The sequence below is a fragment of the Hyunsoonleella sp. J2K-J805 genome (assembly GCF_057167125.1).
On the sequence record NZ_CM169901.1, the window covers coordinates 3232985 to 3258764 of the forward strand.

Annotated in this window: 23 protein-coding genes; 14 read left to right on the plus strand and 9 right to left on the minus strand. The window is 35.2% G+C overall.

What is annotated here, in order from left to right; genetic code table 11:
* The first annotated feature begins 4 nt into the window (after positions 1-4).
* The 5 genes from AC1B0Z_RS14215 to AC1B0Z_RS14235 all read left to right on the plus strand — a co-directional run bounded on the left by AC1B0Z_RS14215 (position 5) and on the right by AC1B0Z_RS14235 (position 7229).
* Positions 5-1972, plus strand: a complete 1968-nt coding sequence (locus AC1B0Z_RS14215; RefSeq protein WP_483792750.1) for a glycoside hydrolase family 13 protein — start codon at positions 5-7, stop codon at positions 1970-1972.
* A 63-nt stretch (positions 1973-2035) separates the two neighbouring features.
* Positions 2036-2593, plus strand: coding sequence for a transposase (locus AC1B0Z_RS14220; RefSeq protein ID WP_483792751.1), 558 nt, complete (start codon positions 2036-2038; stop codon positions 2591-2593).
* Between the two features lie 77 nt (positions 2594-2670).
* On the plus strand, positions 2671-3645 hold the full coding sequence (locus tag AC1B0Z_RS14225) for an alpha/beta hydrolase (RefSeq protein ID WP_483792753.1): 975 nt from the start codon (positions 2671-2673) through the stop codon (positions 3643-3645).
* Between the two features lies 1 nt (position 3646).
* On the plus strand, positions 3647-5527 hold the full coding sequence (locus tag AC1B0Z_RS14230; protein ID WP_483792754.1) for an alpha-amylase family glycosyl hydrolase: 1881 nt from the start codon (positions 3647-3649) through the stop codon (positions 5525-5527).
* A gap of 55 nt (positions 5528-5582) precedes the next feature.
* The gene (locus AC1B0Z_RS14235) at positions 5583-7229 is read left to right on the plus strand and encodes an alpha-amylase family glycosyl hydrolase (RefSeq protein ID WP_483792755.1); all 1647 of its coding nucleotides are present in this window, start codon (positions 5583-5585) and stop codon (positions 7227-7229) included.
* Between the two features lie 3 nt (positions 7230-7232).
* Here the strand turns inward: AC1B0Z_RS14235 and AC1B0Z_RS14240 are convergent, their stop codons facing one another.
* Positions 7233-8525 carry a Kelch repeat-containing protein gene (locus tag AC1B0Z_RS14240; protein ID WP_483792757.1) on the minus strand — a complete coding sequence of 431 codons (1293 nt, stop codon included), beginning with the start codon at positions 8523-8525 and terminating at the stop codon, positions 7233-7235.
* Positions 8526-8658: 133 nt separating this feature from the next.
* On the opposite strand from AC1B0Z_RS14240, the gene AC1B0Z_RS14245 reads away from it, so the two are divergent.
* The 3 genes from AC1B0Z_RS14245 (at position 8659) to era (ending at position 13302) form a co-directional block, all read left to right on the plus strand.
* Complete coding sequence (locus AC1B0Z_RS14245) at positions 8659-11475, plus strand: DUF5060 domain-containing protein (RefSeq protein ID WP_483792758.1); 2817 nt, start codon at positions 8659-8661, stop codon at positions 11473-11475.
* Positions 11476-11578: 103 nt separating this feature from the next.
* Positions 11579-12334, plus strand: coding sequence for a BamJ family beta-barrel-assembly machinery protein (gene bamJ / locus AC1B0Z_RS14250; protein WP_483792759.1), 756 nt, complete (start codon positions 11579-11581; stop codon positions 12332-12334).
* An 83-nt stretch (positions 12335-12417) separates the two neighbouring features.
* Positions 12418-13302 carry a GTPase Era gene (era, locus tag AC1B0Z_RS14255; protein WP_483792761.1) on the plus strand — a complete coding sequence of 295 codons (885 nt, stop codon included), beginning with the start codon at positions 12418-12420 and terminating at the stop codon, positions 13300-13302.
* A gap of 145 nt (positions 13303-13447) precedes the next feature.
* Here era and AC1B0Z_RS14260 read toward each other — a convergent pair whose 3' ends face one another.
* The gene (locus AC1B0Z_RS14260; RefSeq protein WP_483792762.1) at positions 13448-13951 is read right to left on the minus strand and encodes a GTP-binding protein; all 504 of its coding nucleotides are present in this window, start codon (positions 13949-13951) and stop codon (positions 13448-13450) included.
* 76 nt (positions 13952-14027) lie between these two features.
* Between AC1B0Z_RS14260 and der the strand changes: the two genes are divergently transcribed.
* A complete protein-coding gene (gene der, locus AC1B0Z_RS14265) occupies positions 14028-15332 on the plus strand; it encodes a ribosome biogenesis GTPase Der (RefSeq protein WP_483792763.1) in 1305 nt (434 codons plus the stop codon).
* On the opposite strand, the gene AC1B0Z_RS14270 is transcribed toward der, so the two are convergent.
* From AC1B0Z_RS14270 to AC1B0Z_RS14295, 6 genes are all read right to left on the minus strand, one after another.
* The gene (locus AC1B0Z_RS14270; RefSeq protein WP_483792765.1) at positions 15333-15812 is read right to left on the minus strand and encodes a TPM domain-containing protein; all 480 of its coding nucleotides are present in this window, start codon (positions 15810-15812) and stop codon (positions 15333-15335) included.
* Positions 15813-15814: 2 nt separating this feature from the next.
* Complete coding sequence (locus AC1B0Z_RS14275) at positions 15815-16678, minus strand: TPM domain-containing protein (protein ID WP_483792766.1); 864 nt, start codon at positions 16676-16678, stop codon at positions 15815-15817.
* A gap of 8 nt (positions 16679-16686) precedes the next feature.
* Entirely contained in the window at positions 16687-17124 is a 438-nt protein-coding gene (locus tag AC1B0Z_RS14280) for a TPM domain-containing protein (RefSeq protein WP_483792767.1), read from the minus strand.
* A gap of 21 nt (positions 17125-17145) precedes the next feature.
* Positions 17146-17742 (minus strand): LemA family protein, encoded by a 597-nt coding sequence (locus tag AC1B0Z_RS14285; RefSeq protein WP_483792768.1) that lies wholly within the window; start codon positions 17740-17742, stop codon positions 17146-17148.
* A gap of 161 nt (positions 17743-17903) precedes the next feature.
* The gene (locus AC1B0Z_RS14290) at positions 17904-18233 is read right to left on the minus strand and encodes a MerR family transcriptional regulator (protein ID WP_483792770.1); all 330 of its coding nucleotides are present in this window, start codon (positions 18231-18233) and stop codon (positions 17904-17906) included.
* Entirely contained in the window at positions 18233-19204 is a 972-nt protein-coding gene (locus AC1B0Z_RS14295) for a M23 family metallopeptidase (protein WP_483792771.1), read from the minus strand. The genes AC1B0Z_RS14290 and AC1B0Z_RS14295 overlap by 1 nt, the downstream gene beginning before the upstream one ends.
* A gap of 220 nt (positions 19205-19424) precedes the next feature.
* Here AC1B0Z_RS14295 and alaS point away from each other — a divergent pair, with 220 nt between their 5' ends.
* The 4 genes from alaS (at position 19425) to AC1B0Z_RS14315 (ending at position 24583) form a co-directional block, all read left to right on the plus strand.
* Complete coding sequence (alaS, locus tag AC1B0Z_RS14300) at positions 19425-22037, plus strand: alanine--tRNA ligase (protein WP_483792772.1); 2613 nt, start codon at positions 19425-19427, stop codon at positions 22035-22037.
* Between the two features lie 109 nt (positions 22038-22146).
* The gene (locus AC1B0Z_RS14305) at positions 22147-22524 is read left to right on the plus strand and encodes a GxxExxY protein (RefSeq protein WP_483792774.1); all 378 of its coding nucleotides are present in this window, start codon (positions 22147-22149) and stop codon (positions 22522-22524) included.
* Positions 22525-22565: 41 nt separating this feature from the next.
* The gene (locus AC1B0Z_RS14310) at positions 22566-23531 is read left to right on the plus strand and encodes a GSCFA domain-containing protein (RefSeq protein ID WP_483792776.1); all 966 of its coding nucleotides are present in this window, start codon (positions 22566-22568) and stop codon (positions 23529-23531) included.
* A gap of 437 nt (positions 23532-23968) precedes the next feature.
* Positions 23969-24583 carry a DUF4230 domain-containing protein gene (locus AC1B0Z_RS14315; RefSeq protein ID WP_483792778.1) on the plus strand — a complete coding sequence of 205 codons (615 nt, stop codon included), beginning with the start codon at positions 23969-23971 and terminating at the stop codon, positions 24581-24583.
* Here AC1B0Z_RS14315 and AC1B0Z_RS14320 read toward each other — a convergent pair.
* A complete protein-coding gene (locus AC1B0Z_RS14320) occupies positions 24573-24881 on the minus strand; it encodes a rhodanese-like domain-containing protein (protein WP_483792779.1) in 309 nt (102 codons plus the stop codon). The genes AC1B0Z_RS14315 and AC1B0Z_RS14320 overlap by 11 nt on opposite strands.
* Positions 24882-24990: 109 nt before the next feature.
* Here AC1B0Z_RS14320 and AC1B0Z_RS14325 point away from each other — a divergent pair, with 109 nt between their 5' ends.
* Positions 24991-25740, plus strand: a complete 750-nt coding sequence (locus tag AC1B0Z_RS14325) for an enoyl-CoA hydratase/isomerase family protein (protein WP_483792781.1) — start codon at positions 24991-24993, stop codon at positions 25738-25740.
* Positions 25741-25780 lie beyond the last annotated feature (40 nt).

Here is a 25780-nt window from a genome sequence, read left to right on the forward strand (position 1 = left end):
AAAAATGATGATTAACGGCTTAAAATATCAATATTTCAGACTGGGATTACTATTTTTAGTTGCTGTAACTATAGCGTGCAAAAAAGAAGTCAACATGCCCAAAGAAGCATCTACAGAATCGATAGAAATTATAGAACAAAACGATATAAATCGTATTGAACCGATGAATTGGTGGGTGGGTTTTAAAAACCCTTTTTTACAACTTCTGGTGCATCACCCTGATATTTCAAAATGGCAACCAAATATTGATTACTCTGGAGTTTCTATTGAAAAAGTGCATCAAGGAGATAGTCCAAACTATTTATTTATTGACTTAAATATTTCTGAAACGGCAGTTGCTGGTAGATTCAATATCACCTTTAAAAAAGAAGGTGAGAAAGATTTGATTCATACTTATGAATTAAAAGAGCGTCAAAAAGCATCTGATGATTTTATAGGTTTTGATAGTAGTGATGCTCTGTATTTAATAACACCAGATCGTTTCGCTAATGGTAATCCTAAAAACGATGTTGTTTTAGGAATGAAAGAAGAAGCTATTAATAGAAAAGACGATTATGCGCGTCATGGAGGGGATATTCAAGGTATGATAAATCACGTAGATTATATTGATGATATGGGTTTTACAGCAGTTTGGTCGTGCCCTTTACTAACTAATGATATGCCACAAAGTTCATATCACGGTTATGCCATTACCGACTATTATCAAATTGATCCACGATACGGCACACTTGAAGATTATGTGCAACTTTCTTCAAAGCTAAAAGAAAGAGGTATGAAATTGGTGATGGACCAAGTCGCTAATCATTGTGGTTTAGAGCATTGGTGGATGAGAGATTTACCATTTAAAGACTGGATAAATCATCAAGCGCATTATGAGGAAAATATTGAGAACTGGACAGGTGATATGAGTAAAACCACAAATCATAGGCGCACTACAAATCAAGATATTTATGCTTCAAAAATTGATAAAGAAAACATGAGTGTGGGATGGTTTGTCTCTGCAATGCCAGACTTAAACCAACGCAATCCATTTATGGCACGTTATACTATTCAAAATAGTATTTGGTGGATTGAAACAGCAAACTTAGGAGGTATTCGTCAAGATACCTATCCATACCCTGATAAAGATTTTATGAGTCAATGGGCGGGAGAGATAATGACAGAGTACCCAAATTTTAGTATTGTAGGAGAAGAATGGAGTTTAAATCCGTTGCTTATTGGCTATTGGCAAGATGGCGCTAACAATCGCGATGGCTACGAGTCTAATTTAAAATCGCCGATGGACTTTGCAATGCAACGTTTAATTGTTGAAGCATTAAATGAAGACGAACAATGGGATACAGGATTGGTGAAAATCTATGAAGGGTTGGCCAACGATTTTTATTATGCAAGTCCGAAAGACATTATGGTATTTCCAGATAACCATGATATGAGTCGCATTTTTACACAATTGCATGGAAACGTAATTAACACAAAAATGGCGTTAAGTTATTTGTTGACATTACCGCGCATTCCGCAGGTATATTATGGCACAGAAATTTTAATGCACGATTTTGATAAACCTGGAGATCATGGATTGATTAGAAGTGATTTTCTTGGAGGTTGGCAAGGTGATAAAGTTGATGCCTTTACCGGTAATGGTTTAAAACCCGATCAAAAAAATATGCAATCTTTTCTTAAAAAAGTGTTGAATTACAGAAAAGAAAGTAAAGCCATTCACGAAGGTAAAACAGTTCATTTTGCTCCAGAGAATGGTATTTATGTACTGTTTAGAATCCATGGGGATGAAACAGTAGTGCATATTATGAATAAAAATGATGAACCTGTAGAATTAGATTTACAGAGATTTGAGGAAATTGGAATTAAAGGTAAAACTCTAAAAAATATTCTAACGGGTGCCGATGTGTTCTGGAAAGACAAGTTCGTTTTAACCAAGAAGGGCGCCACACTTTTGACTACTAAATTGGATTGATGTTAAAGACCTCACAGGTTTTTAAAACCTGTGAGGTCTCTAAAACTCCAAAAGACGATATTCATGAAATACGAGCCATTGACTTCTGGTAATTATTATCACGTTTACAATTGTGGCAATAACAAAGAGGATATATTTATTGAAGAAAAAAATTATCCATATTTTTTGAATCTTGTCAAAAAGTATATTGTCCCTGTTTCGGAAATATTATCGTATTGTCTATTGAAGAATCATTTTCATTTATTAATAAAAACGAAAGATGGGATTGATACCAAAACTATTTCTCGTGCTTTTTCAAATACTTTCAATGCTTATGCGAAGAGTATCAATAAAAGTTATGGGAGAATGGGAAGCTTGTTTCAAGATAGGTTTTCTCGTGTAAAGATTGACGATGAAAGCTACTTGAAGACTTTAGTTATTTATATTAATTCCAATGCAGTATATCACGGATTTGTGCCCAAGGCTCAGGATTATGTGCACTCGTCGTTTCAAGCTTTGGTGTCCAACAAACCGACTCTTTTTAAGCGTGAATTTGTCTTATCACTATTCGATGATCTGGAGAATTTTGAGAATGTAATGAATGATAAGGTAGAAATTTTGGAAGAATTAATTTTAGAATGATTTGATGGGGTGTAAAGACCTCACAGGTTTTAAAAACCTGTGAGGTCTGAAAAAGGAAAAAATAAATGTTTAAACAGATGAAATATAGTATCGTCGCACTTACGTTATTGTTGTTAGTTTCTTGTAAAAAAGAACAGAAATCAACAGCAAGCGATAACCTTGAAAAAAAGGAAATTACGCAATTTAGAAATTACCCCAAGGCAAAATTAGAAAGTGGTATATTAATGCGGATGGATAGCTTTCCATCAAAATACATTACACCAAGACCAGTAGATGTATGGTTGCCGAAGGATTATTCCAAAGAGAAAAAATACGCTGTAGTTTACATGCACGATGGACAAATGCTATTTGATTCAACAACCACTTGGAACAAACAAGAATGGAAAGTAGACGAATGGGCTTCAAAATTGATAAAGGAAAAGAAAACCAAAGATTTTATTGTTGTAGCTATTCATAATATTAGAGAAGAGCGCTGGCAAGATTTGTTTCCGCAAAAAGCGTTCGAAAGTTTGAGTAGAAAGGTTCAAGATAGTATTATAATGATGGCCGTAAATGCTAATGACAGAACCGAGTTTAATGGTGATAACTATCTAAAGTTTTTGATTGAAGAATTAAAACCAATTGTAGATACTGAATTTTCAGTTCTTAAAAGCAAAGAAAATACCTTTGTAATGGGATCGAGCATGGGTGGTTTAATGAGTATGTATGCTATTTGTGAGTATCCTGAGGTGTTTGGAGGCGCGGGTTGTATTTCTACACATTGGCCAGGGGCTGCGCCAATTGACAATAATCCATTGCCATGGGCAATTCTTAAATACATGGAAAATAACTTACCAAATCCTACAAATCATAGGATGTATTTTGATTATGGCACCGAAACTTTGGATGCGCACTACCCGCAATATGCACCAACGGTAACCCAAATTATGATGTCAAAAGGCTATTCCATAGAAAATTTCAAAAATTTAAAATTTGAAGGTACAGACCATTCTGAAAATTCGTGGAACAAGCGATTGGATGTACCGTTAAATTTTTTACTGGGACAAAATTAAAATGAAATCAATTCAATACATATTAATAGCATTGATGATGACGGGGTTAAGTTGTATGAAAGAAAAAAAAGTGAATGAAGTTAAAATAAGCGAGGTTAAAATATCGAAGAAAAAGTATGTAGTGTATCAAGTGTTTACACGTTTGTTTGGTAATGCAAATACTACCAACAAACCTTGGGGAACTATTGAAGAAAATGGTGTTGGAAAATTCAATGATTTTACTGGAAAGGCACTTAGGGAGATTAAGGATTTAGGCGTAAGCCATATATGGTATACCGGCGTGCCACACCATGCCGTAATTAACGATTATACAAAATATGGCATTACCAACGACGATCCCGATGTGGTGAAAGGTAGGGCAGGTTCGCCTTATGCCGTTAAGGATTATTATAATGTAAATCCTGACTTAGCAGAAAATGTAGAAAATCGTTTGGAAGAATTCGAAGCGCTTATCAAACGAACTCATAATGCAGGTATGAAGGTGATTATAGATATTGTTCCGAATCATGTAGCAAGAAATTACAAAAGTATTTCAAAACCAAAAGGCATAAAAGATTTTGGTGAAGATGATGATACTTCGGTGGTGTATCGTAAGAATAATAACTTCTATTACAATCCAAATGATAGTTTTAAGGTGCCAGAATGGAAAAAAGGGTATTCCCCTTTAGGTGAAGAACAACATCCCCTTGAGGATAATAAATTTCCAGAACAACCTGCAAAATGGACGGGTAATGGGTCGCGTTTATCGCAACCCGATATGAACGATTGGTACGAAACCGTAAAAGTGAATTACGGCATTGCTCCAGATGGTAAAAAAGATTTTGATGAACTCCCAGAAAGTTTTGAAAACAAAGATTATAAACTTCATTTTGATTTCTGGAAGGATAAAGGCGTTCCGGATTCTTGGATTAAGTTTAGAGATATAGCTCTGTTTTGGTTGGAAAAAGGTGTTGATGGATTTCGCTACGACATGGCTGAAATGGTGCCTGTTGAATTTTGGAGTTTTATGAATTCAGCCATAAAAATGAAAAATCCAGAAGCCTTTTTGTTGGCTGAGGTTTATAATCCATCGCTTTACAGAGATTATATCAAAAAGGGGAAAATGGATTATTTGTATGATAAAGTACAATTATATGATACCATAAAAAGTGTAATGCAAGGTAAAGGCAGTACAGATAATATTCCGCCAATTCTTAATGAGTTAAAGGATATTGAACATCATATGTTGCATTTTTTGGAAAACCATGACGAGCAGCGTATTTCAAGTGCGGATTTTGCTGGAAACCCAGAAAAGGGTAAACCAGCTATGGTGGTTTCGGCAACGTCAACAACATCGCCTACGATGATTTATTTTGGTCAGGAAGTAGGAGAAGACGGTTCTGAAAATGCAGGTTTTGGGGCGCCAACGCGAACATCAATTTTTGATTATGTAGGCGTACCTGCACACCAACGTTGGATGAATAATATGCAATTTGATGGTGGGCAATTATCAGATGGGGAAACGGCGTTAAGAGATTTTTATAAACGCTTGTTGAATTTCACCATAAATAGTGATGCATTATTTAGAGCATATCAAGACATTCATCAATATAATAGGGAGAACACTGAAGGTTATAATGATAAAGTTTTGTCTTTTGTGCGTTGGAGTGATAACGAAAAACTCATTATAATATCAAATTTTGATGACACTAATGTTCAAGAGTTTGATTTAAAACTTCCAAAGGAAATTATTGAGACATGGCAGTTATTGGATGGTGATTATCCAGTTGTAGATCAATTGTATGGTCAATTTAAATCGGTATTAAAAGTTGAAAACGGCATGGGTAAATTAAAAATTACAATGCTTCCTTTGGAGTCCTTTATATTGAAATTGAATATATAGAAAATAAGACCTCACAGGTTTCCAAAACCTGTGAGGTCTCAAAAAAAATAAAAATATGAAATACGTTTTAATTTTGCTATTGGGTTTATTGATTTTCAGTTGTAAAGACAAAAAACTAACTCCTGAAGAGAATATTGAAACCCCATTCATTTGGGAAGGTGCGAGCATATATTTCCTTTTAACTGATAGATTCAATAATGGTGATAGGTCTAACGATATTAATTTTAATAGAGCCTTGGAAACTGGAAAACTGCGCGGTTTTGAAGGTGGAGATATAAAAGGCATCACTCAAAAAATAAAAGAAGGCTATTTTACAGATTTAGGAATCAATGCTATTTGGATGACGCCGATTGTAGAGCAAATACATGGAGCTACAGATGAAGGGACCGGTAATACATATGGATTTCATGGGTATTGGACAAGGGATTGGACGGCAATTGATCCAAATTTTGGTACACGGGAGGATTTGAAAGCTTTAGTTGAAACGGCTCATAACCATGGTATCCGTATTTTATTGGATGCTGTTATAAACCATACAGGTCCAGTTACTGAAAAAGACCCTTTATGGCCTGAAACTTGGGTGCGAACAGAACCGCAATGCGATTATCAATCTTTTAAAAATACGGTAGAGTGTACATTGGTGAAAAACCTTCCCGATATTCGCACTGAGAGTAATGATGCTGTTGAATTGCCACCAAAACTTGCCGAAAAATGGAAAGCAGAAGGTAGATATGAACAAGAAGTTGCTGAGCTAGATGCTTTTTTTGAAAGAACGGGATACCCAAGAGCACCTAGGTTTTACATAATGAAGTGGCTTAGCGATTATATTACTGATTTTGGAATTGATGGTTATCGTGTGGATACCGTAAAACATACAGAGCCTTATGTTTGGCAAGAGTTTAAAGAAGTTTGTGATAATGCCTTTGCTGAGTTTAAAAAGAGTAATCCAGATAAAATTTTAGATGATAATGACTTTTATTTAGTTGGAGAAGTATACAATTATGGTATTTCTGCTAAAAAGGCGTTTGACTTTGGAGATAGAAAAGTAAACTATTTTGATAACGCTTTTGATGGTCTCATTAATTTTGAAGCAAAATGGAATGCGGCGCAGATGCCTATTGATGAATTCTTCCAGAAATATTCGGACGTTTTAAATGCAGATTTGAAGGGCTATAGCGTACTAAATTATTTGAGTTCCCATGATGATGGTCAACCTTTCGATCCATCAAGGAAAAAGCCTTTTGAAACAGCCAATAAGTTGTTGTTGTGCCCTGGCGCTTCACAGGTGTATTACGGTGATGAATCTGCACGTTTACTTATTGTTGAAGGTACTCAAGGAGATGCCACCTTAAGATCATTCATGAATTGGGATGAATTAGAAAAAAATAACGCTATCCTACAACATTGGCAGAAGTTAGGACGGTTTAGAGTGGACCATCCAGCAATAGGGGTGGGTGTGCATCAAATGATTTCTGATGAGCCTTATGTATTTAGTAGAACGTTTGTAAAGGACGATTACAAGGACGAAGTTGTGGTAGCAATCGGCTTAGCTAAAGGAGAAAAGGTTATTGATGTTAAGGGTGTTTTTTCTAATGAAGATGAGCTATATGATGCCTATTCTGAAACTCATGTAGAAGTTGTTGATGGCAAAGTAACACTAGATTCACCTCTTGACGTTGTGCTTTTAGAGAGGCGTAGTTAACGCTTATTTAGATTTCAAGAAAATTTCGGTTTTTAAATTACCGTTATAGGTTATCACAATTTTGGCAGTGTCTTTTTTAGTGTCACCCAGATACTTTACTTTCAATTGTAAGTTTTGCTTGTTTTTAATCAATTTCAAATTATAATTATCAAGAAGTTGAAATGTATCAGCGCGTTCACCTTCAATTAGTATGGAGTTGATAAAACACCCAGAATTACCTCTTTTAGTTGCAATCGCTATAACTGCTTCTTTAGCGATTGGTATACACTTGGTTTTAGGATGTTTTAGTTGGCTTGGGATAATTCTACGTCCTTTAGGCGCATCGCTATTGTATACTTCCATATTGTGTTGGCGTCCACCACCTCTTTTGGGTGAGCCTCCTGCAATGTAAATACCATTTCCTGAAACAATGGCTTGTGTACCATGTCTCGCATAGTTCATGTTTGCTTTTTGAGACCATGCTTTAGTTTTTAGATTGTAAGCCTCAACTAACTTGTAGGCTGGCCCTTTTTTTGCACCTTCACCTCCCATAACAAATAATTCATTTTGAAATAAAGCCACACTTGGTGCTGCTCTGGGTGTTGGTAAAGATTGATTTAAATTAGTCCAATGATTTGTGTTCAGATCATAAACATCAACAGGAGCAATCAAAGGTTTAAAAACACCGCCTTCACCACCTGAATGTCGCCCTCCTAGAGCATATATTTTGTTATCTGATACGACACAACTAAAATGATCTCTGGCATTCGGCGCATTTTCTAAAACGGTCCAAGTGTTAGTTATCGGGGTATAAACGTCAAACCAATTTACATAACCGCCGCTGTGCCCTTTGGTGTTGCCGCCAACCAAATAAAATTGATCATTATGTAATGCTAAACCAGCACCACCGCGACGCCTGTCTTTTGGTATTTCTGGTCCTTTTATCCAAGTTTTTGTAGGAGGAAAATATAGCCAAATATGGTCTGACGGAATTTCGTTTGGGAATGTATTAGTTTTAAAACTACCAATCACCCAAATAAACCCCTCGTAAAATGTGGCTTGAAAATGATTGAATTCTTTTGGTGCATTACCACCTCGAGACCAAGAGTTCGTCTTAAAATCATATTCATCTAGTTGTTGGGCATTTTCGCGCCCGCCAAACATAATGAATCTATCACCCGCCTGAACAAAAGAACATTCATGTCTGGCTACGTAATCTTCACTTTCATCTTTATCAATCCATGCATCATTTTGGACAAAAACCAACTGGGGTAAACTGATGCAAAAGGTAAGCCATAAAAGACTATTTCTAATCATTTTAATGTATTTTAAATCCAAAGTACAATTTATTCCTTTAATTTGTTTGTCCGATAAAAACTAAAAAATGAAACACTTTTTAATATCTATAACAAATTTACTTTTCAGTTTAGTGTTTTCTTTTTGTTTAAATATGCTACAAGCTCAAGATACCTATGTGGTGATTGAAGGAGACCTTAAGAAATGGCATAAAGTTACACTTAAGTTTGAAGGTGAGACGATGGATGAAAACGATGCGAACAATCCGTTTTTAAACTACAGACTTAATGTTATTTTTAAAAACAATGGAAGGATTTTTACAGTTCCAGGCTTTTTTGCTGCAGATGGAAATGCTGCAGAAACCAGTGCTTCATCTGGAAAAATTTGGAAAGTAAGATTTATGCCTGATGCCGCAGGCGAATGGGAGTACGAAGTGTTTTTTAGACACGGAAAAAATATTGCATTGAGTGATGGTATTTATGAAGGAGAAGCTGTTGGTTTTCATGGTATAAAGGGGACATTTAACATTGGAGAATCCACAGACGAAACATCGGTTTTTAGACAAAAAGGGAGACTGGTTTACAACGGTACATCCTATGCAACACATGCCGAAACCAATGAGGCATTTTTAAAAGGAGGTGCTGGTAGCCCTGAGAACTTTTTAGCATATACTGGATTTGACCAAACACCAGCAACACACGCTTATAAACCCCATGAAGACGATTGGGAAACTGGCAATCCTATCTGGAAAGACGGCAAGGGAAAATCAATAATCGGTGCGCTAAATTATTTGGCTTCAAAAGGAATGAACTCTGTATATTTTTTAACGATGAACGTTCAAGGTGATGGAGACGATGTTTGGCCATGGACAAATAAACACGAGCGCTATCGTTTTGATTGTAGTAAGCTGGATCAATGGGAAATGGTTTTTGACCACATGGACGATTTGGGGATATTGCTACACATCATCACACAAGAAACAGAAAATGAACTGCTTTTAGATATCGGTGAATTAAAAGCACAACGTAAGCTTTATTATAGAGAATTGATAGCAAGATTTTCGCATCATTTGGGGCTTATTTGGAATTTAGGTGAAGAAAATGGCTATCAAACTTGGTCGCCAAAAGCACAAAATGATGCCGATAGAAAAGCAATGGCGCACTACATAAAAACAAACGATCCCTATAAAAATTTAGTGGTGATTCACACACATGCCGTTGCACATGCGCAAGATCATATTTTGAATCCATTATTAGGGTATCAATATATAGACGGTGTTTCGATGCAAATTCAGAAGCCAGAAGACGTCAACTATACCACCAAGAAATGGATAAAAAAGTCTAAGGATTTTAATAAACCGTGGGTAGCTTTTTTAGATGAAATAGGGCCAGCACATACAGGAGCAAAGCCTGATGTCGATGATGCCGGTCATGATAGTATGAGATCAGACGTGCTTTGGGGAAATCTCATGGCAGGAGGCGCTGGTGTAGAGTGGTATTTTGGTTATAAATTTTCCCATAACGATTTAGAATGTGAAGATTGGCGCTCTAGAGATAAACTTTGGGATCAAACCAAGTATGCTTTAGATTTTTTTAAAACCTATTTACCTTATAAGGATATGGTGGTTTCAGATGATTTAACTGAAAGCGAAACAGATTATGTTCTATCTAAAAAAGGCGAGATATATGCCATTTATCAACCAAAGGCGGAATCTTTGAAATTGAATCTAGAAGGGGTTTCGGGTAAATTTAATGTACGTTGGTATAACCCAAGACAAGGAGGACGTTTAAAGAAAGGAAAAGTGAAATCTGTAACTGGAGGAAAGCTGGTTTCATTAGGAATGCCACCGGAAAAAAGTGGAGATTGGGTAGCACTAGTTACGAACAAATCAAATGAAACTACAGTAACTGAGGTGGCAGCACCTTCTATAGTTTTAAATGCATTGTCAGATTTTCAAATAATAGAAGGAGACGTTAGCTATTATAAAGATAAAAGAAACAAAGCTTTGGCAATAAATGCTTCAAAAGAAGAACAACGTAAAGGTTTTGCAAGTGCAAAAACCACGTTTAAAGGCGAAACAGGAATGTACAATGTGGTACTGCATACTATGGCAGAACAAGATGGAGAATCTAGTTACACTATTAATGTGAATAAAACCTTAGCAAAAACTGTGATGAATCCAGAAGTTAGTGAATCATTCAAAAAGGTTGAACTAAATTTTGGAACCCTATACCTTAAAACAGGGGACGTAATAACCATAACCTCTAATGCACATTCTAACGGTAGACTGCCCGAAAAAGGAGGTACGGCTTGGTCTAGAGGTAGATGGAACGGACTTTCATTTACAAAATTTAACGTTCTTGAAGACGAGGGTTTACAAAAAGCTATAGCGTTCGAAGCAAATGAAAATATGATTGAAATAGAAGCTGAAGCTTTTCATTTTAACTCCAATAACAACAGTCCTAGAAAATGGTATGTTAGAGCAAAAAATGAACATACACCGTTGCTCAATATCGACGATCATACAGCTAATGCTAGTGGAAACGCCTACATTGAAGCGTTGCCAGATACAAGGGTAACACATAAAGATAAATTGATCCGAGGCGAAAATTTTTATCCTATACCCGGTGCGGGAGGGATAGTGGCGTACAAAATAAATGTTACAACCCCTGGGAAATATTATGTTTGGGTAAAAGCGTTTTCAAGTGGAGCCGAAGATAATGGCATTCATGTGGGACTGGATGGACATTGGCCTGAGAGTGGACAAAGAATTCAGCTATGTAAAGGGAAGCATAAGTGGACTTGGTCTTCTGCGCAACGTGTACCAGATAACCATTGTGGTGTTCCAAATACCGTTTACCTTGATATTAAAGAAACAGGTGAGCATATTGTAATGTTCTCCATGCGCGAGGATGGTTTTGAATTAGATAAATTTCTCTTAACAAATGATGCGCAATACAAACCGGAATAGCTGTTTTCGTCTAAAAGAATAACTTCTAAATAGAACGTTAATACGTTTTTTTTCTGTTCTTAATTTCGTTACATTTGGCGACAATTAAAAACAAGAATAGACTATGAGATTAATTAAATTATCAATTTTAGCAATTGTTGTAAGTGTTGCATCGTGTCAAAATAAGCCAAGTGAAATTACTAAAGCTGATTTAAAAACTGAGACTGATTCAGTAAGTTACGCTGCTGGTCTGCAAATAGGTGAGATGGTTAGTGCTAACTTTATCGAAATAGATAACGACAAGTTTCTAGCAGGATATATGCAGATTCTTGATTCTGCGGAGGTTTTTTTAGATGACGAAACACGTCAGTCAATAATACAAGGCTATATGCAGAAAAACAGGTCTGCAATAATGGCAAAACAGCAAGCAATGAATGTGAAGAAGGAGGAAAAAAGAAAGAAAGAATTGGAGGTTAAGTTCTCTGCTAATAAAGAAGAAGGTGAGAAATTCTTAAAAGAAAATGTTGCTAATGAAGGCGTAATGACAACCGATAGTGGACTGCAGTATATTGTGCTTAAAGAGGGTACTGGCGAAAAACCAACAACTTCCGATAGAGTAAAAGTGCACTACCACGGAACCCTGATTGATGGAACCGTTTTTGATAGTTCTGTAGATAAAGGTACTCCAGCAGAATTTGGTGTTACTCAGGTAATTAAAGGATGGATTGAAGGCTTACAATTAATGAATGAAGGTGCTAAATATAAGTTTTTTATTCCTCAGGAATTAGCATATGGTGCTAATCCACGACCAGGTGGGGAAATCAAGCCGTTTTCAATGTTAATTTTTGAAGTAGAATTACTGGAGATCTTAGATAAATAAGGTTTTATCAAAATATTATAAATTAAACAGGAGGCTATATGCTTCCTGTTTTTTGTTTATATTGAATTAAATACATTTAAAATATGGCACACAAAGCAGGTTTTGTAAATATTATTGGTAATCCTAATGTTGGTAAGTCTACCTTAATGAATGCCTTTGTTGGTGAAAAACTGTCTATTATCACCTCAAAAGCTCAAACTACAAGACATCGTATTTTAGGTATTGTAAATGGTGATGATTTTCAAGTGGTATTAAGTGATACACCTGGAATAATTAAACCAGCTTACGAATTGCAAGCCTCAATGATGGATTTTGTAAAATCTGCTTTTGAAGATGCAGATATTTTAATTTATATGGTTGAAATTGGAGAGCAACATCTTAAAGATGAAGCCTTTTTCAAAAAAATAACCAACGCTAAAATACCAGTACTTCTTTTACTAAATAAAATTGATACTTCCAATCAAGAGCAGCTAGAGCATCAAGTACAGCTTTGGACAGAAAAGGTGCCGAATGCAGAGATTTTTCCAATTTCAGCATTGCAAGGTTTTAATGTAAAGGAAGTGTTCAACCGTATTTTAGACTTACTACCAGAGTCTCCAGCATTTTACCCAAAAGACCAATTAACGGATAAACCAGAACGGTTTTTTATTAATGAGAAAATAAGAGAAAAAATACTACTTCATTATAAAAAAGAGATTCCCTACGCTGTAGAAATTGAAACAGAGGAGTTTTTTGAGGAAGAAAAAATTATAAGAATTCGTTCGGTAATCATGGTAGAGCGCGAAACCCAAAAGGGTATCATTATAGGCCACAAAGGAAGTGCGCTAAAACGAGTAGGTGTAGAGGCTAGGAAAGACCTTGAGAAATTCTTCGATAAACAAATTCACTTGGAACTTTACGTAAAAGTCAACAAAAACTGGAGAAGCAATCAAAAGCAGTTAAAGCGTTTTGGTTATAATAATAAGTAAAGTTATCTGTATCACTTTAAATTCAAACTATAATAATTTCTTTTTGATTAGGTAACAGTTAGTTAACCTCAAAAATGAATATTTGTATGTCTCAGAATGTTAGTTTGAGTTAGTTAGTTTTAAAGCTTTGGTTGATTCTCCTCAATTAAGGCTTTTTTTGTTGTAATACATTGTCCATTACATCCCTCAGCATTATCATTTCTTTTTTACTAGAGTCTCTACCTATTCTGCCGGCGAAGTATAGAGCAAACCAAATAATCACCATAAGTGTCATAAGGCTTATTTGTATCATAAAGTCAGATTTTAGACTCCAGTTGGTAAATGCCCAAATCCCAAAAGCTATAAAAAGTGATGCTACTACAAAATGCAAAAACATAAACATAGTCCACACTGTTGGGTTTGGGCCATATAACCCATGTAGTAAACTAGAATTTTCGTCAATCTCGTCAATCTCCAAGTGTAGTTGAGGCGACCAGAAATGCTGGTCTTTCTTTGGGTATTTTATAAAAACATGATTGTCAATTCTAGTAATTGTAAAGTCGGTTTGAGATGTCTTTAAGTCTTCAAACCGCTTTAAAACCACTTCATTGTTTTCAGTCAATTCAATTTTAAAGCGAGGCCTTAAAACAATGTCTTTAGTAGTTGGCATAATGTTTAGTTTGCTTCGTTAAATTACTGTTTTTTCTTCAATTTTATATAGTACCTTTGCACCCAATTAAAGAAGCATGGGAAATATAGTTGCTATAGTAGGAAGACCAAATGTTGGAAAGTCAACGTTTTTTAATCGTTTGATACAAAAACGAGAAGCTATTGTTGATGCAGTTAGTGGCGTGACTAGGGACAGGCATTATGGAAAAACCGATTGGAATGGAAGAGAGTTTTCCCTAATTGATACCGGTGGCTATGTAAAAGGGAGTGATGATGTTTTTGAAGCCGAAATTGATAAACAAGTTGAGCTTGCTATTGATGAAGCAGATGCCATAATTTTTATGGTGGATGTAGAAACTGGTGTTACAGGGATGGATGAAGATGTAGCGCGATTACTTCGTAAAGTTAAAAAACCAGTTTTTTTGGTGGTGAACAAAGTTGATAACGGAAAACGTGCCGAAGATGCTGTAGAGTTTTATGCATTAGGATTAGGAGATTATTACACAGTAGCCAGTATTAACGGAAGTGGTACAGGAGACTTACTAGATGCGTTAGTTGAGGCACTACCAGAAAAAGAAGAAGTAATTGAAGAAGACTTACCGCGTTTTGCCGTGGTTGGTCGACCAAATGCAGGGAAATCGTCATTTATAAATGCTCTAATTGGAGAAGATAGATATATTGTTACTGATATTGCCGGTACAACACGAGATGCTATAGATACTAAATATAACCGCTTTGGTTTTGAATTTAATTTGGTAGATACCGCAGGAATTAGGCGAAAATCAAAGGTAAAAGAAGATTTGGAGTTTTACTCTGTAATGCGAAGTGTTAGAGCTATTGAGCATGCCGATGTATGTCTTTTGGTTTTAGATGCTAACAGAGGTTTTGATGGACAGGTTCAAAATATATTTTGGCTAGCCGAACGTAACCGTAAAGGTATTGTGGTTTTAGTAAATAAGTGGGACTTAGTAGAGAAGGATCATAAATCGATGAAAGACTATGAAAAGGCAATAAGAAAACAGATGGAACCTTTTACTGATGTACCAATTGTATTTATTTCAGCATTTACAAAACAGCGAATTTATAAGGCGATTGAAACTGCAGTTGAGGTCTATAAAAACCGTTCTAAAAAGATTAAGACGAGTCAGCTTAATGAAGTATTATTGCCAATAATAGACCACTATCCACCACCAGCATATAAAGGCAAATTCGTTAAGATTAAATATATCATGCAGTTGCCCACACCACAACCACAATTTGCATTTTTTTGCAACTTACCACAATACGTAAAAGATCCTTACAAGCGCTATTTGGAAAATAAGCTACGCGAGAACTTTGGGTTTAATGGCGTGCCGATAAGTGTTTATATGCGGAAGAAGTAGTTATTTCCACATAGTAATAATACTGTCTATAGCATTATTTATTCCTTTGTAGAACTCGTTTTTTTTAAATTTCGGTACTATAGTACTGTCTATTATGATTTTACACTTGTAATCTGTTAAATATTTCTCTGTGTCGAGTCCTGTCGCTATCGCAATTTCTCTATCGTATTTTGAAATTAAAACTAAGACTCCATTATGTTTTTCTTTTTTACCAACTCCTAATCTGTTTGCTAAGTGCGCAGCATAAAGGTGTGCCGAAGAGTTATTAGGAATTGAGTCTAGCGTATACACGCATATTTCATTTGAAGAGCTAGCTTCATAACGAATGATTTTACCTGTTAATGAACCCTTTTGTTCTTCAGAAAAAAAGTTGGCATAATCTTGGACTACAGCTTGATTTTTTAATGTAGCTGAATTGGTTTTGGTTTTACATGAAACCAAGATTATAAGAAGTGTTATTATAAATAAAGTATTTTTCATAATTACCATCCCCCAGAAGCACCACCACCTCCAAAGCCTCCGCCGCCGAAGCCTCCGCCGAAGCCTCCGCCACCGCCAGAAGACCAGCCTCCGCCGCTAGAACTACCGTCCCAGCCAGAAGAGCCTCTTCTGTAGCTGCCACGTCCCATATTACTAAATATAATGGCTTCCAATAAGTCTCGACCATCAACACCTCCAGTTCTGCCACCGCTACTGCCGCCACCGCGTCGATTTTTTGAGATGGATATCAAGATGATAATGAAAATAAAAAACAAAATGAAAATTAGACCCATAGGAATACCGCTACCGTTCGAAGATTGGCGAGTACCTTTATATTCGCCATTCATTACCTCAAAAATAGCATCTGTGCCTCGGTTTAGTCCGCCATAGTAGTCATTTTGCTTAAAATAAGGTATAATGTCTCTTTCAATAATACGTTTTGACATGGCGTCTGTAAGTAAATGTTCCACGCCATAGCCCGTGTTTATAGTAATACGTCTGTCATCTCTTGCTAATAAAACAAGAATACCGTTGTCTTCTTTTTCTTGTCCAATACCCCATTTTTGTCCCCATTTAGCTCCTAAGTAATTTATATTTTCACCTTTGGTGGAAGGAATAATGGCAATTACAATTTGTGTTGAGGTTGTATCAGAATATTTAATGAGTTTACGCTCTAAGTTTTGTTTTTGTGATGCGTTTAATAAATTATAATAATCATAAACGGCATCAGGATTTGTTTTTGATGGTTTAGGTGGGATTTCATACTGCGCAAAAGAAAAATTAAAGGCAAGACATGCAAATACAGTAAAAAAGAAAAACTTTTTTAGTTGCGATTGCGACTGCTTAATAAAGACCAGATACTGCATGCGGAAAACTATCCTTTAGAAATTTCGTTTGTCAATTCGTTTGTGTCACCATCTTCATAAGGAAAGTACTTTTGAAGCTGTTCTCCTGATTTCAGAATACCTTCAACCAAACCTTGTTTAAAATCACCATTTTTAAAATAGGATTGCATCACATCTTTAGTGCTGTTCCAAAAATTAGGTGCTACCACATCGTTAATACCTTTGTCACCATAAATTACAAAGGTTTTATCTTCAATAGCTACGTAAATAAGTACGCCGTTTTGCAATTTTGTATTGTCCATTTTAAGGAAATGAAACAATTCTAAAGCGCGATTTGTAGCATCGCCATTGGCAGTTTTTTCAAGATGAATACGAATTTCACCAGAAGTATTAAGTTCTGCTTGCCGAATGGCTTCTACAATGTCTTGCTCTTCTTCTTGTGTAAGGAATGCTTCTATTTTGGACATGAATACTTAGGAGCTTACGAATTATTTAAAATCGAAATTAACATCAGGAGCATTTTCGCTACCAGCTTCAGATTTGAAATAACTCATATCATCAAAATTCAAAATTCCTGCAAGCAGAGAATTTGGAAACGTTTTGATGTGCTTGTTGTAAGGCTCTACAGCCTCATTAAAGCGATCTCTTGTTACGTTAATACGATTTTCAGTACCTTCTAATTGTGCCTGTAATTCTAAAAAGTTTTGGTTTGCTTTTAATTCAGGGTAACGCTCTACTGTAACCAATAAGCTTTTTAAAGCGCCAGATAATCCACTTTGTACTTCACTAAATTTCGCGATTTGTTCTGGTGTTAAATTAGATGGATCTATATTCATGGAAGTGGCCTTGGCTCGAGCTTCGATTACATCTTTTAAAGTGCCTCTTTCAAAATCGGCGGCACCTTGCACAGTTTTAACAAGGTTACCTATCAGATCATTTCTTCTTTGATAACTGCTTTCAACATTAGCCCAGGTTTTTGTGGCTGTTTCTTTTAAATTAACTGCAGTATTATTAAAATTCTTTCCCCAAGAATAAAGTCCAATGACTATAATTCCAATGATAATCCATGGCAAAAATTTCTTCATGATAATAGTTTTAATTAATATTTAGTGTTAATAGTTAGACTCAAAATTGGTTTAAAAGTTACATGTTTTTTAATTGTCTAAAAGTAATAAAAATTGGAGTAGGTAAAATGGTTTAGAGCAAGCTGTTTGTCTCTTTTTTATTGATTTGTTTAAGGTGTATCCTAAAGATGATTCTTAATCTTAATCAACTGACTTTTTATATCCTCAAGCTTACTAACGATTTCAAAGTTGCTTAATGCCTGTTTTTTTTCTTCCTTCAGATGAATTTTAGCACCTTCTAATGTAAACCCACGCTCCTTTACCAAATGATAAATAAACTTAAGGTTTTTGATATCCTCTGGTGTAAACTTTCGGTTGCCTTTAGCGTTCTTTTTAGGTTTTAGAATATCAAACTCTTTTTCCCAAAATCGAATAAGCGATGTATTCACATCAAATGCCTTGGCTACTTCGCCAATACCATAATATCGCTTTTCTGGTAAATCTATATGCATTAATCAAGAGATTGATTTTCTAAGGAAGCATGTTCCAGAAGTTTATTGAACTCCTCTGGGGTTAAACTACCATAATAGAAGTTTATTGGATTAATGTTTTTTCCATCTTTTCTAATTTCATAATGTAAGTGCGGCGCTTCAGAACGTCCGGTACTGCCAACAAAACCTATAAGATCACCACGCTTTACTTTCTGGTTTTTTCTTACGTTGTATTTGTACAAATGCGCATAAAGGCTCACATAACCAAAACCATGACTAATCCTAATATGCTTTCCATAGCCGCTAGATCCAGAGTCTGCGCGAATAACTACACCATCGCCACTAGCATAAACAGGAGTACCTCTAGGTGCTGTAAAATCCATGCCTTTATGCATTTTACGTGCTTTAGTAAACGGATCGGTACGCATACCATAACCAGAAGCCATCCGCGTTAAATCTTTATTGCTTACAGGTTGTATCGCAGGAATAGCCGCTAATAATTTTTCTTTTTCCTCTGCTAAAACAGCTATTTCGTCAAGTGATTTAGATTGTACCACTATTTGTTTTTGTAACACATCCAATCGTTTGCTTGTTTCAATAATCAATGAGGAATTATCGTAGCCCTCTAAATTCTTATAGCGGTTTATCCCTCCAAAACCTGCGCGTCGTTGTTCTTCTGGGATAGGATTTGCTTCAAAATAAACACGGTAAATATTATTGTCTCTGTCTTCTATATTTGCCAACACAGTTTCCGCTTCACTCATTTTTTTATTAAGTAAATCAAATTGCAGTTGCATATTTGCAAGTTCTCGCTTAAGCTCTTTTTCTTTTGGAGATTCAAAATAATGGCCAGCAATAAAAACAAATAAAAAAGCAAAAAGTGCCGAGGCCAATAAGAATACCATGATAAACTTAAAGGTATTACGTTTTTTACGCTCTATTTTCCTATAGGAAAGCGATTCGGGGTCGTAATAATATTTTACCTTACTCATTACTTAAATTATGCTATTTTTGCAGCTAATTAAGGACAATAATAACACGTTAAATTTATAGCTAAAACGATTAAACCTATCAAAAATTATTATCAGCATAATCTGAAAAAGATAAACAATAGGTGCGCTAACAAGAATATTAAAAATTAATGTTAGCGAGTAAAGATAAAAATTGTTTTACAAATACGGTAATTTAACGAGAAATAGCATATTTATATAGATGAAATCTCAAGAAGTAAGGTCTAAATTCTTAAGCTTTTTTGAAGACAAAAAGCATAGTATTGTGCCATCTGCTCCCATGGTATTAAAGGATGATCCTACCCTGATGTTCGTGAATTCTGGGATGGCGCCCTTTAAGGAATACTTTTTAGGGAACGCCGAACCAAAAAGCAATAGAATTGCCGATACGCAGAAGTGTTTGCGTGTATCTGGTAAGCATAACGATTTGGAGGAAGTAGGATACGATACCTATCACCACACGCTATTTGAAATGCTGGGGAATTGGAGTTTTGGCGATTACTTTAAGAAAGAGGCCATTGCTTGGGCTTGGGAATTGCTAACCGAAGTGTATGGCATAGATAAAGATATACTTTACGTTACTGTTTTTGAGGGTGATAAACAAGACGGTACTAAAATGGATACCGAGGCTTACGATTTTTGGAAAGCGCATATTTCTGAAGACCGAATTCTAAAAGGAGACAAGAAGGATAACTTTTGGGAAATGGGAGACCAAGGCCCTTGTGGACCATGTAGCGAAATACATGTTGATATTCGTTCTGCAGCGGAAAAAGCCAAAGTTGATGGCAAGAGTTTGGTAAACATGGATCATCCACAGGTGGTTGAGATTTGGAATTTGGTGTTCATGCAGTACAACCGAAAAGCTAATGGCACATTAGAAGTTTTGCCTAATAAACATATTGATACGGGTATGGGCTTCGAGCGTTTGTGCATGGTATTGCAAGGTGTTCAATCTAATTATGATACTGATGTGTTTACGCCAATAATTAGAGAAATTGAAACCATAACAAATAAAAAGTATGGTAAAGATGAGAAAGCAGATATTGCTATTCGTGTAATTTCAGATCATGTTCGTGCTGTGGCATTCTCAATAGCCGATGGGCAGTTACCAAGTAATACAGGTGCGGGTTACGTTATACGTAGAATTTTGCGTCGGGCGGTTAGGTATGGATTTACATTTTTAGATAAAAAAGAACCATTTATATATAGATTGGTTAATGTGTTGAGCGAGCAAATGGGAAAAGCATTTCCTGAATTGAAAGCTCAAAAGCAACTCATTGAAAATGTCATTAAGGAAGAAGAGCAGTCATTTTTAAGAACTTTAGATCAGGGCTTGGTACTTTTAAACGGTATCGTTGAAGAGACTAAAGGTGATATAGTTTCAGGTGAAAAAGCTTTCGAACTGTATGATACCTATGGGTTTCCAATAGACTTAACAGCGTTGATCCTTTCTGAAAAAGGACTAAAACTTGACGAAAAAGGTTTTGAAAAAGAACTGCAAAAGCAAAAAGACCGATCCAGAGCAGCCAGCGAAATGTCAACGGATGACTGGACAATTTTAGTAGATGATGCAGAAGAGGAATTTGTTGGGTATGACACCCTTGATGCTAACGTGAAGCTAACTAGATATAGAAAAGTGTCTTCTAAAAAAGAAGGTGATATGTATCAATTGGTATTTAACTTAACACCGTTTTACCCTGAAGGCGGTGGACAAGTGGGCGATAAAGGTTATTTAGAAGATACCCACGGCGATGTGGTTTATATTTTAGATACCAAAAAGGAGAATAATGTCATTATTCATTTTGCTAAAAACTTACCAAAACATCTAGATAAAACTTTCAAGGCAGTAGTAGATTCCAAACAACGCCATAGAACGGAATGTAATCATACAGCAACACATTTATTACATCAAGCATTGCGGGAAGTTTTAGGTACGCATGTGGAGCAAAAAGGAAGTGCGGTACACTCTAAGTATTTGCGTTTTGACTTTTCACATTTTTCTAAATTAACGGTTGAAGAATTGCGAGATGTAGAGAACTTTGTAAATAGAAGAATAGAAGGGAAGTTGCCTTTAATTGAAAAAAGGAATGTACCAAAAGAAGAAGCTATTGCTGATGGTGCCATGAGTTTGTTTGGTGAAAAATATGGAGATACGGTGCGTTCTATTCGCTTTGGAAAATCTATAGAATTGTGTGGGGGAACACATGTAAACAACACGGCCGATATTTGGCATTTTAAAATTGTATCAGAAGGTGCAGTTGCTGCTGGAATAAGACGTATAGAGGCGATTACTAATGATGCTGTTAAAGATTTTTATTTTGAAAATAACAGAGCGTTTTTTGAGATGAAAGACTTGCTAAACAACGCTAAAGAACCTGTTAAGGCACTTCAAAATCTTCAAGAAGAAAATGCCAACTTGAAGAAACAGATTGAAACTTTGCTGAAAGACAAGGCTAAAAACATAAAAAATGAACTAAAAAGTGAACTTCAAGAGATTAATGGCGTTCATTTCTTAGCCAAAAAATTAGATTTAGATGCTGGTGGATTGAAAGATGTAGCTTTTGAATTAGGTAGTCAGTATGATAATTTGTTTTTACTTTTAGCTACTGAACAAAATGGTAAAGCTTTATTGTCTTGTTATATTTCTAAAGAATTGGTGTCTAGCAAAGACTTGAATGCAGGACAGGTGGTTCGGGAATTAGGGAAATATATCCAAGGTGGTGGTGGTGGGCAACCATTTTTTGCTACCGCCGGTGGTAAGAATCCTGGCGGTATCGATGAAGCACTTTTGCATGCAAAACATTTTCTAGATTAATAATCTCTCGCTAAGGCACAAAGACGCAAAGGGATATTATTACCATTGATTATTATGGAACTAAAATAAAGAAAGCTCTTGTTGATTCGCAGATAAAGTTAAATGTAGTATGACGGAAAACGAAATAGCTCGAATAATTGTTGATAAATGTTATCACATTCATGTTGATCTTGGTCCAGGGCTCTTAGAATCTGTTTATGAAGAAGTATTGTGCTATGAACTAAGTCAGCAAGGTTTGAAATTTAAGAGACAAATTAATCTTCCAGTCTTTTACAAGGGTATCGAAATGGGAACTGGTTTTCGTGCTGATTTAATTGTAGAAAATAAAGTTATAGTTGAATTGAAATCGGTTAAAAAGATAGAGCCTGTTCATCCTAAGCAATTGTTAACATATTTAAAAATAACAGAATTGAAGTTAGGCTTATTAGTAAACTTCAATGAAACTTTTATTAAAAATGGCATTACAAGAATGGCAAACAAACTCTAAACTTCTTTGCGTCTTAGCGCCTTAGCGAGATCAAAAATAAAATGAACCTTCAGACCAAAATAAAACTAGAAAAACAGTCTAATAATCAAATAGACTACGATTCTAATATCTTATTAATTGGTTCATGTTTTTCTGAAAATATAGGTGATAAATTAGATTATTTTAAATTCCAGAATTTACAAAACCCTTTAGGGATATTATTCCATCCAAAAGCAATTGAAACTTTAATATCTAATTCAGTTGGCAATAAACAATACTCGGAAGAAGATATTTTTTTTCATAATGAAAGTTGGCACTGTTTTGATGCACATTCTAGATTAAGCAATGCATCAAAAGATGGTTTATTAAATACATTGAATGCTCAAATTGAGTTAACAAGTAAGCAAATTAAAGCATCAACACACATCATAATCACTTTCGGAACGTCTTGGGTTTACAGAGCATTAGAATCTAATAAACTTGTAGCGAATTGTCACAAAGTTTCCCAAAAACAATTTAAAAAAGAGCTATTAACTATAAAGTGCATATATCAATCGTTAGATAAGATAGTTTCTTTGGTAACTTCAGTTAAAAAAGACGCTACAGTAATTTTTACAGTATCTCCAGTCCGTCATTTAAAAGATGGGTTCATTGAAAATACACAAAGCAAATCCCATTTGGTTTCAGGGATTCATCAATTTTTGAATCAACAATCATCAGTTGATCATCAACAATCGTTTTATTTTCCTTCTTATGAAATTATGATGGACGAGTTAAGAGACTATCGTTTTTATGCCGAGGATATGATACATCCAAACCAAACGGCTATCAATTATATTTGGGAACAATTTAAGTCAGTTTGGATTTCGGACGCTTCTTTTAAAACGATGGATGATGTAGAAACAATCCAAAATGGTATGCTGCACAAGCCCTTTAATCCAAATTCTGAAGCGCATCAAAAGTTTCTAAAAAAATTAGAATTAAAAAAAACAGAAATTACCGAGCGTTTTCCTAGTATAGTTTTTTAGCTATATTGGTTTTGCTATGTGATTGCTTCAATTTTATTGCAGGTATATCTTGGTAGATAAAATTTAATAAATAAATATTGTGCATTATACGCTTTATCACAGGCCATTATGCGAATCCCTATCACGCTTCATCTTTTTTTCAAACACTTAATCGAATATTTATCAAATGAACAAGTATAAATTGCTAGATTTAAAACGCTATTAATCAGTTCATACAGAAAACATCAGTTACTTATTCAATAAGAAATTAAGGTAATTGGTGTTTTTTCTTTTGCTTTAGGAATTTAAAGTTTACTTAACAATTCAATAACCTCCACAATATGCAATTAAAATATATTTGTTATGTTATTTAATGATAACGCAAGATGCATTGGTTAGACTTCAAAGTCGAAGGAAACTAATGTTTTTTTTTGCTCAAATTATTTCTAAATTAGAGCATGCGAAAAATTTTATTCGGTGTTATTGTAACACTACTGATACTGTTTACTTTTAAATATTGCGGAGACAAGAAGGAAGAAAAAATACTTCTTAAGGAAAGTTCGTCATTAATTAAAGAACAAATAGATAATGTTGGAAAACTAGTGGTGACCGAAGGTCATTTTAGCGAGGTATTTACCTATAAGAATTCCAAAGATGTTTTTGGGGATTTATTATCAGCAGAAAAAAAAGCTTTGGTTGTTGTAAATGCAGAGGTTACCGTGGCTTATGATTTAAGCAAGATTGAATATGATGTAGATGAAGTTAACAAAACCCTAACGATAACAAACATCCCTACCGAAGAAATTAAGATACATCCGGATTTAGAATACTATGACGTTCAAGCGGATTATTTAAACCCTTTTGAGGCAAAAGATTACAATGATATTAATAAAACAGTAAGGCAAGCGCTATCAAAAAAAATTGAGAATTCAGATATTAAGTCCAACGCAAAAAACAGGTTGATAAGTGAACTGTCCAAATTTTATATTCTAACAAATTCCCTAGGTTGGACTTTAAAATACAATGAAACGCCAATAATGAACGGCAGGGATTTAGAAACTATTAAGTTGTAAGTAGTTTTAAATCTGCCAATCCGCCGCCATTTACAGCCTCAATATTATAAAATTTTAAAAGTTTGGTAGCACGGGCAGATCGAGCACCACTTTTACAATGTGCTATTACAGGTCTGTTTAATTTTTTTATATCATCAATATGATGCTTCAAATCGCTTAATGGAATATGGATAGCATTTGCAATATGGCCTTCATCCCATTCACGTTTAGTTCTAACATCTAAAATAACAGCATCTCTTTTCAAAAAGTCTTTTACTTTCTGCGCATTTCTTTTGAAGAAAAAACTTAATAAACCCATCTGTTTTGCTTTTTGTAAAGTTAATTAATATTTAATTACTTGTTGATAGTATTTAGTGGTTGATTAGATAATTTTTGGGTATATTCATCCTTTAAAATATTACGCGTTTATGAGCCCTTACGTTACCCTTTCTATTGAAAATCATGTTGGTTATATTGAGTTTTTTCATCCTAATAGAAATTCGATGCCCAGTGCTATTCTGTCTCAATTAGAGCAGACTATTATTGATGCAGGATTTAATGAGGGCATTAAAGTAATAGTTTTAAAAAGTGGTGGTGATAGAACATTCTGCGCCGGGGCGAGTTTTAATGAGGTGATTGCTATAGAAGATGAAGTACAAGGAAAGGCGTTTTTCTCTGGATTTGCAAATGTGATTAACGCGATGCGGAAATGTCCAAAGTTAATTATTGGTCGTGTTCAAGGAAAAACTGTTGGAGGCGGTGTTGGTTTAGCCGCAGCAACTGATTATTGTTTGGCTACAAAATATGCATCAATTCGATTAAGTGAATTAAGTATAGGCATTGGTCCGTTTGTTATAGAGCCAGCTGTTTCCCGTAAAATTGGAAAAATGGCAATGTCGCAAATGACCATTGATGCCGAAACATTTTTTTCTTGGGAATTTGCTAAAGATAAAGGTTTGTATGCTGATGTTTTTGATACTGCCGAAGGCTTAGATATAGCCGTTAAAAATCTAGCTGAAAAATTATCAAGCTATAATCCAGAAGCCTTAGCTGAAATGAAAAAAGTGATGTGGACGGGTACAGAAGAGTGGGATACACTTTTAGCTGAACGCGCTGAAATTAGCGGAAAATTAGTGTTAAGCGAGTTTACTAAAAATACGCTGAAGCGCTTTAGATAGGTTGATATCTATCTTATATAACTTTTGGCTTATTTTAGGT